Below are 14,355 nucleotides of genomic sequence, written 5' to 3'. Positions count from 1 at the left end.
ACAGGGACACTAGCCGCGCGGCGCGGCCGGTTCGACCGGATTCACCCGGCCGAGCGGGTGAACTTCCCGTGGACCGGCCGGAACGGCAGCCATCGCGTCATGTGCGGGTCCGCTCTCGAGAGTTGTGATCCTGACGGCCAGGACACAGCTCAGGCAGCGTCCTCGGAGCTGCTGCCGTCAGGGTCGGGGGCGTCGATCTCCGCAAGGTCGTCGTTCAGCGCACGCGCCTTGCGTGCGATCTCCAGGACTCGCAGACCCGTGGGAGTGGCTTCCCACCTGCCGTGGTCGTAGACCAGCACGTTCTCCCCGTACACCTCTCGGGTGGCGGTCAGGTGGTACCTGACCGTGTCGGAGTCTCGTCCCAGGATGTTGGCTGCCGCCCCGCAAGAGCCCACTTCGTAGAGGGTCAGCACCGCAAGCAGGTTCTCTGTCGTGGCTCGTTTGCGCGCCATCAGTGGCAGATCCTTCCCCTGTGCTCAACCCGCCTGGCATCTCGTTACAACGTAGGCATCCTGGCGTGCGGACGTCAAAAAAGTCCGATACGCGCCGTTTACTTTCACCCGCAAATTCACCCGGAGGATTTCTCAGGCTTCCTCGTCCTGGGCGGGCGCTGGTTCGCTACCGGAGGTTTCTTGACCTCTGCCTGAGAGTGGCGGGGGCGCAGCTCAGGGAGTTTTTCGATGGTGCGCAGGACGACCGGTCCGGTTGCGGTTCCGACGACGATGCCCCGCTCGGGCGCGCGGTGGTGGGTGCGCGTGTCGACGGTGGGGGTGACCGCCGCCGCACTGGTCGGCGTCTACGTCGTGCCTGCCGGCTCGGCCTCGGCGGCAGCCGGCGACGGGCTCTCGGAGGCGGACCGGGCTGCCGCGGCCGCGGCAGCGGCCCCGCCGTCCGACACCTCGTCAGACCAGAACGGGGACGACGGCGGGAACTGGTTCACTGACCTGTTCGGTGGAGGTGACGACGAGCCCGAGGGGGACCCGATCCCCGCGGACGCCCCGCTCGCGCCGGAGCAGCATCCGGTTGACGCTCCGGTCGCGACGCCCGGCGACCCGGGTGAGCGGGTGCGTGAGCTGACGGGCAAGCGCACGGTCAACACCCGGACGTTCCTGCTGGACGACGGCCAGCGCCAGGTCGAGCTGTCGGCCGAGCCGCTGTTCTACGAGACCGCGCACGACGGCCTGGCCGAGATCGACACGACCGTCGCCGCGACCGGCAAGGCCGTGGCCGGCGCGGAGGCCAAGGGCCTCTCCACGAAGGCGGGCAAGGCCGCTACCTCGGACGGCTGGTCCCACGCGAGCGTGGCCAACACGGCCCGCGCGTACTTCGGTCAGCGGCCGGACCGGGTGGTCCGGGTGGAGGACGCCGCCGGCCGCGGTGTGACCGTCGGGCTGCCCGATGCCGCCGCCGGCGACCTGACTTCGCCGCGGGTCGACGGGGACACGGTGACTCACTCCGAGGTGGCGGGGCTGGGCGGTGCGGACCTGTCGTACGAGGTGCTGCCCGGTCGGGTCAAGGAGTCGATCGTCCTGGCCGAGGCCCCGGACGGCGCCGACCCGGCCGAGTTCACGTTCACGCTGTCCGAGCTGGGCGACCTGACCCCGCGGGTCGAGGACGACGGGTCGATCGGCTTCTACTCCGAGCTCGACCCAGAGCCGGTGGCGTCGATCCCCGCGGGCGTGATGTGGGACTCCCGCGAGGCCGAGACCACGCAGGACGGCAAGCTGTCCGCTCCCGACGACCAGGGCGCCGCCGTCTCGACGGACGTGGACTACGAGCTGGAGCGTGCGGGCAAGGGCGCCTGGACGCTGACCGTGACGCCGGACCAGGAGTGGCTCGGCGACGAGGCGCGGGTGTGGCCGGTGACGGTGGACCCGACGATCATCGTCTCGCCGACGGGTGCGTTCTCGAAGGACACGATGATCCTGTCGGAGGCGCCGACGACCAGCTACTACACCAGCAGCCGGCTGTCGGTGGGTCGTACCGAGGGCGGGGTCGCGCGCTCGATGGTGCAGTTCCCGAAGCTGACGGGTACGACGGGTACGGACGGCGTGGTGCCGCTGGGTGCCAACGTCACGCACGCCGACCTGCAGCTCTACTTCGACCAGGCGCACACCGACTGGGCGACGCGCGTGCCGCTGGAGGTGCGCGAGGTCACCGCACCGTGGACGTCCTCCAGCACCACGTGGAACAGCGCGAACGGCCTGATGGGCGCGGTCGCGGGCACACGCCGCACCCTGAACAACGTCTCGCCGTACGCGTCGTCGACGGGCAACTGGCCCGCCTCGGCGACGGGCGCGGACGGGTTCGGCGGCGACTACCAGTTCAACCGGGACACGGTCGCGGGCGACATCTTCACCTGGACGCCTGACCTGCCGGCCTCGGGCCTGTGGCAGGTGTGGCTGCACAACGTGACCGGGAGCAACCGGTCCACGCAGGTTCCGGTGCGGATCACGCACGCCACCGCCAACCCGGTGCACACGTACATGGTGAACCAGCAGGCGGCGACCGGATGGAGCGAGGTCGCCGCGCACACCTTCGACGCCGGCACCAGCGGCAAGGTGGAGATCCTGGACACGCCGGCGACGTCGACGACCGCGGTGATCGCGGACGGGGTGCGGTTCATCAAGGACGCGACCGAGGTCCGGACTGCCGGCGAGATCGGCAAGTGGCACACGTACGACGTGTCCGGCACGGTCGGCGAGTGGGTCAAGACCCCGTCGCTCGACAACGGGTTCATGATCAAGGCGACCGACGAGACGGCCGCCGGTCCGGTCGGTGGCCCGCGGTACGAGGCGGGCGAGGACGTCTACGGCGGCGAGACCCGCAACATGCCGCGGCTGACAGTCACGTACGGGCAGCCGGGTGTCGTGATGGACATCCCGGACACCATCCACGCCACGGGTGCGGAGCTGTCCTGGTCGGCGTATCAGGACCCGTCGTCGGGCACGGGGGACAACCTGGTGGAGTACCAGGTGCACCGCAGCGTGTCGCAGACGTTCACGCCGTCGGCCACCACGCTGGTGGCGCCGGTGGCCCCGGGGACGACATCGTTCACCGACACGACGGCGGTGCCGACCGCGGCCGACGCGACGGGCGAGGGCAAGCTGTACTACTACCAGGTCGCGGTCAAGCGCAAGGACGGGACGATCGTGCCGTCCTCGACGCAGATCGTGCGGCTGCCCAAGGCGGGGCACACCACGAAGATCCTGGTGGCTTCGGGAGACACGTCCCTGACGTCGGGGCAGCCGACCACGCCGCGTGACACGGTCCAGGACATCACGACGCAGTACTGGGACCTGGTGGGCAACGCCAGCCCCACCTATGGCGATACGCGCACGGTGATGGAGTGGGACGCCGCCGCGTGGGACATCCCCGCGGGCGCGGTGGTGACCGACTCGAAGCTGCAGATGTGGCAGGAGACCACCGAGACCACGGAGTTGGACGGGAACGGGGACATGGTCTACCCGACCCAGGGCGTGTACAACCTGCACCGGGCAACGGTGGACTTCAACGAGACGACCGCGACGTGGAACGACCCGGACGGTTCGGGGACCGGGACGTGGAACGCGGGTGGCACCTACTCGAGCACGGTCCAGTCGGCGGTCTCCAGCGTGGGCGAGGGCCCGTCGCGCCTGTCCTGGGACGCGAAGGCGGTGACTCAGGCGTTCGTGGACAACCCGACCTGGCACAAGTCGCTGCTGGTGAAGATGGCTGACGAGGCCGCCTCCCAGGACCGGTCGCTGTTCGCCTCGGGTGAGGCCGAGGACCACAACGGTCTGGAGCGTTCCGGGCCGCGTCTGGCGGTGACGTACCTGTCCACGGCGCCGGAGGACACGTTCTACGCGCCGGACACCCCGGAGCGGATGACGCCAGGCACGACCTACCAGGTGCCGGTGACGGTCTCGAACACCACCCCGACCACCTGGGTCAAGGGTTCCCAGGCACTGGTCGCGTCCTGGACGCTGCCGGACGGCTCGGTCGCACCGGGCTCCGAGCCGACCACGACGGCTCTGCCGGAGGACCTGTCGTCCGGTGAGGTGGCCGAGATGACGGCGTCCGTCGTCGCGCCCCCGGTGAGTGACGGGAACCTCCGCTCGGACTACTCGCTGTCGTGGGAGATCGCGAACACCGCATCGGCGGCGCAGGCGAAGACCGCTCGCCAGGAGGCCGAGGCCGCAGGTGAGGACTCGGTCGACGCCGCGGCGTCGGCCCAGGGGCTGGACACCACCGCGACCGGGGGTGCTGCCGAGCAGACCGAGGCCGGCGTGCTGGCCGAGGCCGGCATCGCGGCGCTGCCGACGGGCCAGCTCAAGCAGAACGTCGCGGTCGAGGACCCGACGTCCGACCAGCTGGGCTTGGAGAGCTTCTACACCTACGCGGGTAAGAACACCGGTGCCGGGTCGACGCTGATGAACAACGTCGCGGCGGGCAACGCCGTCTGGTCGTATGACGCGTTCGCCAACCCGGGCCGGGGCCTGTCGACGTTCGCGCGGTTCGCGTACAACTCGCAGGACACCTCCGACACGGTGTCGGGCTTCGGCTGGTCGGCGCAGGTGTCCGGGCCGATCCGGCTCGGCGCGCCGCTGGAGTTCCACCCGAACAACAGCCCGCGTGAGGTCATGCTGCCGGACGGCGACGGCACGACTCACGTCTTCCGGCTGAACACCACGACGGGCCAGTGGGACGCGCCTGCGGGCGTGAACTACCGGCTGACCCAGAAGGCCGGGGTGGACTGCCGCGCGTCGAACAAGGACCCGGACCCGGACGCTTGGACGATGCTGCGCCCGGACGGTACGAAGTTCGTGTTCGGCTGCGACGGCTACCTGAACCAGGTGATCGACAAGAACGGCAACACGCAGCAGTTCACCTACGCCGAGCGGCAGTCGAACAACCAGCCCCGTAAGTTCCTGCAGTACGTCACCGACCCCACGGGCCGGCAGACCCTGACGGTGAACTACTGGACCAAGGGCCAGACCGGCTGGCAGTACGTGGACGAGGCCACCGGCAACCTGGTGAACGGTTCCGGCGCACTGAACAACTCCAAGATCTACGACCACGTGCGGTCCATGACTGACATCTCTGGCCGGAAGATCGAGTTCTACTACACCGGCAAGGGCCTGATGGGCCGGATGATCGACGGCGTGGGTGCGACGGATGCGTCGGGGGCGTCGATCGCGAAGACGTTCAAGTTCACCTACGACGCCGACCAGGGCAACAAGAACGCGAAGCTCGCGCGGATCACCGACCCGCGGGGCAACGACACCGAGCTGTCGTACTTCTACCCGTCCGAGGGTGATGACCCGAAGGACCACTGGTCGGTGCAGACGATTACCGACCGCAACGACGGTGTGACGACGTTCGACTACGCGCCGAACGCCACTGCGGGTTGGTGGAACTCGACGGTCACGGACGCCGAGGACCACGCCACGACGTACGTGTCGGACGACTTCGGCCGGCCGCGGTCGGTGACGAACGCAAAGTCCGAGACTGTGTCGCTGACGTGGGACACGGACAACAACGTCCGGACGCTGACTGAGGACAACGGGGCCGTGACCGCGTACTGCTACGACCCGAAGTCCGGGTACCCGCTGTGGCAGCGGGACGCTGAGCAGAACGCGGACCGTGGTGGTGCGCCGCCGGCGTCGGAGTGCGTGCCGGGGGAGACCGCGGAGCAGGCACCGCCCGGTACGCAGGTGATGGAGTACCGGACCTGGGACAGCGGGTATGTCGCGCAGATCGCGAAGACCACCTCGCCGCAGGGCCGCAAGAACCAGTTCACGTATGACGCCAAGGGCAACCTGCTGACCGTCACGGACGGCAAGGGGATCGCGACGGCGACGGCGGGCGACTACACGACGTCGTACACGTACGACACGTACGGGCAGCTGCTGACGGCCACGGACGCGAACGAGAACGTGACCGAGTACCGCGAGTACACCGACGTGGGCTACCCCGTGGTGACCGAGGACGCGCTGGGCAACGTCTCGCGGACCACGTACTCGAACGACGGGCGCGGCCTGGTGACGCAGGTCGAGGACCCGCTGGACGGGCTGGTGACGCAGGCGTATGACGCGTTCGGGCGGCCGCTGGCGGCAACCGATCGGAAGTCGGCCGGCGAGACGATCACGACGCCGGCGCCGGTGTACGACGCGAACGACAACGTGACGACCGCTACGGCACCGAACGGATCGACGTCAACGGCAACATATGACAAGGCAGACCAGGTCACGTCGGCTTCCGCGCCAAAGGACACCACGGCCGGACCTGACCGCATCTCGAAGTACGAGTACGACACGGTCGGGAACGTCCTGAAGACGATCGAGCCCAAGGGTGTGGCCACGACCGGCGACGCGACGGACTACGTGACCTCCTACGCGTACGACACGATCTACCAGCTCACCGCAGTGACCAACGCGGAGGGTGACCGGATCGAGTACGACTACGACGAGGTCGGGAACACGGTCGAGGTGCGCGACCCGATCAAGGTCGCCTCGGCCGATGCCGAGGACTACACGTCCAAGACCGAGTACGACCTGAACCACCGCCCCGTGGCGGCGGTCGACGCCGAGGGCAACCGCAGCACCACCGACTACGACGCCGACGGCTTGACCGTCTCGAGCACGGATGCGTTCGGGAACACCAGCTACGTGACCTACGACGAGCGTGGCGCCGCGGTGGAGTCCAAGGCTCCGCATTCCGGTTCCGGGGAGTCGACGGTGTACCGGACCACGAAGGTGGAGTACGACGAGGTCGGCAACCAGACCCGGGTCATCACCCCGCGTGGGGTCGCCACGGCGAATACCGAGGACTTCGCGGCACGGACCCAGTACGACGAGCTGAACCGGCCGGTGCGCTCCTACCAGCCGTACGACCCCGCGGACAGCCGCTACAACGACCCGAACGTCTACACGGAGACCACCTACGACGCCGCAGGTCGGGTCGTGGCGACGTCGCTGCCGCCGTCGGAAGGCCAGACGGTCCGCAACTCCACTGAGGTGGAGTACTTCGACAACGGCTGGGTGAAGCAGTCGGTCGACCCGCACGGGATCACCACGAGCTACGACTACAACGAGCTGGGGCAGCAGACGGCCCGGACGTTGACGGCTGCCGATGGGTCGACGTCGCGGACGATGGCGTGGTCCTACTTCCCGGACGGGAAGCAGGCTTCGATGTCGGACGAGGGTGCGCCGGTGGGGTCGAACGTGACCCTGGTGGACAACACCGACGCCCAGTCGACGTCCGCCACTGGGACGTGGGCGACGGCCTCGGTGGAGGGTGAGCAGGGGTTCAACCACCGCACCCACGCGGCCGGTACGGGCACGGATGCGTTCACCTGGAACCTGGACGTGCCGGCGGATGGGACCTACGACCTGTATGTCACCTACCCGCAGGTGACGAGCGCTGCGACGGGTGCGAAGTACCAGCTGACGCATGACCCCGACGGCGCTGAAGGAACGCAGCCGGAGGTGGTCGAGCCGGCTGTCACGGTGAACCAGGCGACGGGTGCGGGCGCGTGGCGCAAGGTTGCCTCGTACGCGCTGAGCGCGAACGAGTTGGCCTCCGTGAAGCTTGCCGTGTCGAGCACGGGGACAGTGGTGGCGGACGGGGTCAAGCTGGTCCGGGACAACTCCGCGGACACGGACACCGAGCAGAAGACGTTCACCTACGACTATGACGTCAACGGGAACCTGACCGGGATCGCTGACGACTCGGCGGGCGCGTCGGTGTCGTCGTACGAGATGGTCTACGACGAGCTGAACCAGGTTGCCAGCGTCACGGAGAACGCCACTGCTGCGGTGGTGACGGCGTACGGGTACAACCCGAACGGGCAGCCGGTGACCGTGGATCACCCGGACCAGGCTGCGGAGTATGGGTACGACCTGCGCAACCTGGTCAAGACGGTCACTGTGACGGACACGGCTGGTGCGAGCGCGGGTGACCCGACCACGACGTCGTACACATATGACGAGCGTGGTGCCCAGGTCACTCAGACCAAGGGCAACGGGAACGTCGTCACGAATGCGTACTTCAACGACGGTGCTCTGAAGACGGTGCGGGAGGAGACTTCCGGCGGAGCGTTGGTCGCGTCGCACGAGTACACGTACAACGAGAACGGCAGCCAAGCCACCGATGCCGCATCCAAGCGGAACGCGGACACCGATGCACTGATGGACTCGACCACGTCGTACACCTACGACCCGGTCGATCGGCTGATCGAGAAGACCAAGACCGGCAGCGGCGCGTCGACCGAGACGTACGTTCACGACGACAACGCGAATGTCGTGAACCAGACGGTGGGCGGCACGACCACGACGTACAGCTACGACCGCAACCGGCTGCAGACCGTCACAACGCCGGGCCAGACAGCGTCGTATACCTACGACCCGTTCGGACGCCAGGCGTCGGTCACGGCGGCGGGGTCGGTGGTCTCCCGGAACACGTATGACGGATTCGATCACGTCGTCAAGTCCGAAGAGATCGATGACGCCGGCTTGCTCAAGGCGACGACCTACGCGTTCGACCCGCTGGACCGGACCACGTCAAAGACCTCCGACGGTAAGACAACCCGGTTCACCTACCTGGGACTGTCGTCGGAGGTCTTGACGGAGGATGTCGCCGGCCAGCTGGCGAAGTCGTACCAATACTCCCCGTGGGGCCAGCGACTGTCCCAGGTCACCCACCCTGGCGCACCGGACGAGAGCGACGGGGATGGAGCGCCCGAGGTCGGAACCGCGTTCTACGGATACAACGCGCACACGGATGTCGAGACCCTGACCGACGAGGCTGGTGGGACGGTCGCGACCTACGGGTACACCGCCTACGGCGATGCCGACCGGAGCGAGACCACAGGCATCGACAAGCCCGACCCGGTCAGCCCGGACGCCGAACCGTTCAACGCCTACCGATACAACTCCAAGCGGTTCGACACCGCCTCGGGCACCTACGACATGGGGTTCCGCGACTACGACCCGGGCCTGAACCGGTTCACCTCGCGGGACATGTACAACGGAGCTCTCGCCGATCTCGGGCTGGGTTCGGACCCGTACACCAGTAACCGGTACGCCTTTACCGCCGGCAACCCGATCAGCCTGATCGAAGGCGACGGTCACGCTCCCTGCAGCGCTTGCGGAAGCGGCGGCTCTTGGGGCGGAGGCGGTGTTGGCACGCTTGCTCGGCCCGCGCCGTTGGCACCCCTTGCCGCACCAGGGACGGCAGGTGGTACCGGCTCCACACTCAGCTCCGCACTGGGCGGCACAGTGGGTATCCTCGCTGTACTCGGCTTCGAGGCGGTTGGATCGAGCGGCGTGCTCGCCGCGCCCGAGTCGGACCCGAAGCCTTCGCCGTCGACGCCTTCGAAAACGGGCGCGGGGGCCACGTGCAGCAACACGCCAAGCTATCTCGATCTCGATAGCCTGAAACGAGCCCAGGGCGCCTCCATTTGTATCCCCGGAAACCAACGCACGCCGAACAAGATCAGAGCGAAGCCGTCACCTGGAAGCAAGTGGGCGCGTGGTTATATCAAGCCCCTTGGAGGTGAGCGGGGTAACATCAACAGCTGCCACCTTCTAGCAGGGTCCCTGGGCGGCGACGGACGGAACCCTCGGAACGTCGCGACATGCGCGCGTGGACTTAACACTAAAGAGATCGACTCGGATCAGAACGACATCAACATGTATCATGCGCTGGAGAAGCAGGTTGGTTGGCTGGTAGACAATGGCTGGACGGTCAACTACATGGTGCGCGTAAATTACATTGGCGACCGAACTGTCCCGACATCGTTCCAGGCAAACTTTGTCGCGACCAAGGCAGGTCTTGGTACGAAGACCGTGATTGCAAGTTTTCAGAACACGTACAAAGGGACCAACCTCGGAAACGCAACAGACGCTAACGGGGATGCGGTTCCGTTGATAGGAGAACCGTAATGAGTGGGCTTTCGGATCGTGCTGCGTCGGCTCGGTTGATCAGTAGCGTCCAGCCAATCGGAGCCCTCGGAGAGCCTCGTGATTGGGAGCGGCTCCGCCCACCAAAGGGCACGCTGTTCCCCAGCGATTATCGGGCTTTCATTGACCGATTCGGTGGCGGCTATTTCGAAGAAGACTTCGGTGTTCTGGAGGCCGGGCGGATACGCGCATCTGGCATGGAGCAAATGGTTGCCGAAACTTCGAATGTGTACTCGATGTGGGGTAACGGGCGGCCAGAGGACAACGTATATTCGGTCTGGGAAGGTGCGCCCGAGAGTGTCGAGATGTGGGCGTGGGGGGTTAGTGGATCCGCAGATATTGTCTGCTGGGATATCTCGAGCGACGACCCAGAATCGTGGGCAACGATCGTTTGGGATCAGACGGCGTGGGAGTGGACCCGATATGAGCTCGGGTTCTCAGAATTCCTGCTCACATCCGTGTTCGAGGGGTATCCGGATCTCGGGCTAATACCTTCCGGCGACATGATCCGGTATCTGTCATATGCCGAGGACGAGCGACGTTTCGCAATGGGTATTTCTGCATGGTCGTGAAGCGGTACGGGCTCGTGAGTTAATAGATCGTTAACGTCTTGACGTCTCCTGGCGTGGTTGCGTAACACGGGAGGTGAACTCAAAGGAGGACCGAGCCCAAGGGTGTGGCCACCACCGGCGACGCCACGGACTCATCACAACTTACGGGTACGACGCGATCTACCAGCAGACGTCGGTGACCAACGCCGACGGCGACGTCGTCAGGTACAGCTACGACGAGGTCGGCAACCTGGTCAAGACGGTGGACCCGAAGAAGAACGCCACGGCGGATCCGGACGACTTCACGTCCACGACTGAGTATGACCTGAGCCACCGGCCGGTCTCGGCGACGGACGCGGCGGGTAACTCGAGCTCGACGGAGTATGACGCGGACGGTCTGGCGGTGTCCTCGACGGACCCGGACGGCAACACGTCCTACGTCTCATATGACGAGCGTGGCGCGCAGGTGGAGACCAAGTCCCCGCACGAGAGCGTCGGCGGTGTGGTGCAGTACCGGACCACGAAGGTGGAGTACGACGAGGTCGGCAACACCACGCGGGTGGTCACGCCGCGGGGTGTGGCGACGGCCAATGCGGACGACTTCGCGTCGCGGACGGAGTACGACGCGCTGAACCGGCCGGTCAAGCAGTTCCAGCCGTACGATCCGGCGGACGCCCGGTACAACGACGCGAACGTGTACACGGAGACGGTGTATGACGCCGCAGGCCGGGTCACCGAGACGTCGATGCCGGCGTCGGAGGGGCAGACGGTCCGCAACGAGTCGGTGACTGAGTACCTCGACAACGGGTGGATCAAGAACACCACGGACCCGTGGGACATCTCCACGGCGTACGAGTACGACGACCTGGGTGCGCAGACCGCCCGGACGTTGACGTCGGCGGACGGGTCCGCGAACCGGACGATGACGTGGGCGTACTTCCCGGACGGGAAGCTGGCTTCCAAGGCTGATGACGGTGTACCGGTGGGGTCGCACTCGGTGGTGACGGACAACAACACCACTGGTCTGACCGCCGTGACGGGCACCTGGTCCACGTTCTGGACTGCTCCTGATCAGCAGGGCACCAACCACCGCCAGCATGCCGCGGTCACGGGGACCACGACCGACAAGTTCACCTGGACCCTGGATGCCCCGGCCGATGGGACGTACTCGCTGGCGGTGACGTATCCGCAGGTGACGGGTGCCGCCACGGATGCGAAGTTCGAGTTGACCCACGGCGCGGACGGTGACGGTCATGGCGGGGAGGTGACCGAGCCGGCCTACACGGTCAACCAGACCACCGGGGCCGGGGCGTGGAACACGGTCGGTGAGGTGGAGCTGGTCAAGGGTGACCCTGTCACAGTCACGCTCAAGCCGTCGGCGACGGGCAAGGTAGTGGCAGACGCGGTGCGGTTGGTGCGGGACAACTCTGCTGATACCGATACGGAGGCGCGGGCGTTCGCGTACTCGTACGACGTCAACGGGAACCTGACCGGGATCAATGACACGTCCTCGGGTGCGCGGGCGGACGACTACCAGGTCACCTACACGGGCCTGAACCAGGTCGCGTCCGTCAAGGAGGCGCTGGCGGGTCAGGACACGGCGACGACGTCGTACACGTATGACGTGCTGGGGCAGCCGGTCACGGTGGCGCACCCGGACCAGCGGTCGGAGTACACGTACGACCTGGGGCTCGATGCTCGCGGGCCGCTCACGTCCCTGTCGGTGGACGATCTGAACGACAGTGCCGCGGCGAAGGTGACTCGGTATACCTACGACGCTCTGGGGCGTCAGGCGACGCAGACGAAGGCCAACGGGAACGTCGTTACCAACGGGTTCTTCCTGGACGGTGCGCTCAAGTCGTTGCGTGAGGAGAAGTCGGGCGGTGCGCTGGTCTCCTCGCACGCCTACACGTACGACAACAACGGCAACAAGGCCACCGACGTCGCCTCCAAGGCGAACGCCGATGTCGCGGGTGCGTACCTGAACAGCACCACGACGTACTCGTACGACCCGGTGGACCGGCTCTCCCAGTCCGTGAAGACCGGCAACGGGGCCAAGACCGAGACGTACGTGCACGACGACAATGCGAATGTCATCTCGCAGAGCGTGGGTGGGACGGCGACGACGTACGCCTACGACCGCAACCGGCTGCTGACGGCAACGGCTGACGGTGCGACGGCGTCTTACCGTTATGACCCGTTCGGTCGGCAGACGTCGGTGGTCTCGGCGGGGCTGACGATCAGCCGGACGACGTACGACGGGTTCGACCACATCGCCACGTCGGAGAAGCTGAACGAGTCCGGCGGGATGGATTCGACGACCTACGCGTACGACCCGCTGGACCGGACCGCGTCCAAGACCGCAGGCGGGGAGACGACTGACTACACCTACCTCGGGTTGTCGTCGGAGGTGCTGGGCGAGGAGGTCGCTGGTGAGCTGACCAAGTCGTACCAGTACTCGCCGTGGGGTCAGCGGCTGTCGCAGATCACCCATCAGGCCGACCCTGAGAACGGTGTCGAGGCGGGAGAGAGTGCCTACTACGGGTACAACGCCCATACCGACGTCGAAACCCTGACTGACGACGCGGGCAACACGGTGGCGACGTACGGGTACACCGCGTATGGGAACGCCGACGAGTCTGAGTACACAGGGATCGACAAGGCCGAGCCTGGTACTCCGGAGGACGCGGAGCCATACAACGCCTACCGGTACAACTCCAAGCGCTGGGACGCAAGCTCTGGCACGTATGACATGGGTTTCCGGGACTATGCGCCTGGTTTGAACAGGTTCACTACGCGGGACATGTACAACGGGGCCCTGGCTGATATGGGGCTTGGCACGAACCCCTACACCAGCAACCGATACGCGTTCGGAGCCGGCAATCCAATCTCCATGATCGAGGTCGACGGGCACCTACCGTGCGCTGAGGGAATCGTGGACATTTGCGGTGAAGCGACACCCTTGCAGGCCGCCCTTGGCGGTTCAGACGACACCACCGAACAACCCGAAGGCGATGCCGACGCATCAAATGAAGTCTCCCCCAGCGGGAGCGAAGATCTGAAGATCTCGGACTGGTGCTCGGCCGTCCCCAATGAGTCGTTCTCGGAGAACTGCATGGGTGGGCTTCGGACAGCCAATGGCTGGTTGGAAGAGATTCCATATTGGAATCTTCCGGTCGAACACCAATGGGGTAAGGGAGCTGCTGCGGCGTTCAATATTGGCTATGGCAGTTTTATGGCGTACCGTGGAGTCAAGATTTTGGAACTAACACCCGGCTGTGCAATGGTGGCGGGGGGCGCTGGAGCTGCCGCGTGCGTTCTCCTCGGAGGCAAGGACGTTGTCTTCGGGGGGCTGCGAGCAGTTCGAGGCGGTAAGCAAGCCTATGAAGTGTTCCTCGACCGAGGGGAGTGCTACGACAATTGCACGGCGGGGGGCCAGCTCAAGCAGGCCGTATTCAATATTGCCCCGAAGGCAATTTCGCGACCGCCAGAGGATTCCGACGATTTGATTGGATTCTTGATTGACACCGGCGGTGGTCTGTCGTTCTGAGAAAGGGTAGTTTTGGTGGCTAAGATTCCGTACCCAGAAGATCCGACATCTGGAATTGCTACAGCTGGCATGGTGCTCGGATTTGTCGGCTGTCCGATATTTCTTGCGGGCTACTTCGCTTCGCTACCGTTTCCAGTCTTGCTAGCGGGGATCTTACTCCTACTTGGTGGTGGGACAATGGTCGCCGTCGGCACGATTGTCGTCGGCGTGCGTACCGATTCCTCCATGTGGCGAGTCTTGTGGAATTCCATTAAGCGAATGGTGAGATTCTTTCTGGATTTCTCAGTTTAGCTGAGAGCATTATTTAGTT

4 protein-coding genes and 1 pseudogene are annotated in these 14,355 nt (G+C 65.9%); 4 read left to right on the top strand and 1 reads right to left on the bottom strand.

Going from position 1 to position 14,355, the window contains the following annotated elements; genetic code table 11:
- Positions 1-149 precede the first annotated feature (149 nt).
- Positions 150-452, bottom strand: a complete 303-nt coding sequence (locus C8K30_RS12030; RefSeq protein WP_108493152.1) for a hypothetical protein — start codon at positions 450-452, stop codon at positions 150-152.
- Positions 453-680: 228 nt separating this feature from the next.
- Between C8K30_RS12030 and C8K30_RS12025 the strand changes: the two genes are divergently transcribed.
- From C8K30_RS12025 to C8K30_RS12020, 4 genes and pseudogenes are all read left to right on the top strand, one after another.
- Complete coding sequence (locus C8K30_RS12025) at positions 681-9,926, top strand: DNRLRE domain-containing protein (RefSeq protein WP_146197448.1); 9,246 nt, start codon at positions 681-683, stop codon at positions 9,924-9,926.
- Positions 9,926-10,516: an SMI1/KNR4 family protein gene (locus C8K30_RS30300; protein WP_146197447.1), complete on the top strand. Its 591-nt coding sequence runs from the start codon at positions 9,926-9,928 to the stop codon at positions 10,514-10,516. Before C8K30_RS12025 ends, C8K30_RS30300 begins: the two co-directional genes overlap by 1 nt.
- A gap of 73 nt (positions 10,517-10,589) precedes the next feature.
- Positions 10,590-10,967, top strand: a pseudogene (locus C8K30_RS31810) (hypothetical protein); the annotation flags it as partial.
- 30 nt (positions 10,968-10,997) lie between these two features.
- A complete protein-coding gene (locus tag C8K30_RS12020; RefSeq protein ID WP_233257146.1) occupies positions 10,998-14,045 on the top strand; it encodes an RHS repeat-associated core domain-containing protein in 3,048 nt (1,015 codons plus the stop codon).
- Positions 14,046-14,355 lie beyond the last annotated feature (310 nt).

Source organism: Promicromonospora sp. AC04, assembly GCF_003058225.1.
GTDB lineage: Bacteria > Actinomycetota > Actinomycetes > Actinomycetales > Cellulomonadaceae > Promicromonospora.
Note: the sequence above shows the minus strand (reverse complement) of the source record. Positions and strands in the feature narration are given on the sequence as shown.

Excerpts from the sequence above, each read along its gene's own strand:
- C8K30_RS12030 (WP_108493152.1), bottom strand. The coding sequence starts at position 452 with ATGGCGCGCAAACGAGCCACGACAGAGAACCTGCTTGCGGTGCTGACC.
- C8K30_RS12025 (WP_146197448.1), top strand. The coding sequence starts at position 681 with ATGGTGCGCAGGACGACCGGTCCGGTTGCGGTTCCGACGACGATGCCC.
- C8K30_RS30300 (WP_146197447.1), top strand. The coding sequence starts at position 9,926 with ATGAGTGGGCTTTCGGATCGTGCTGCGTCGGCTCGGTTGATCAGTAGC.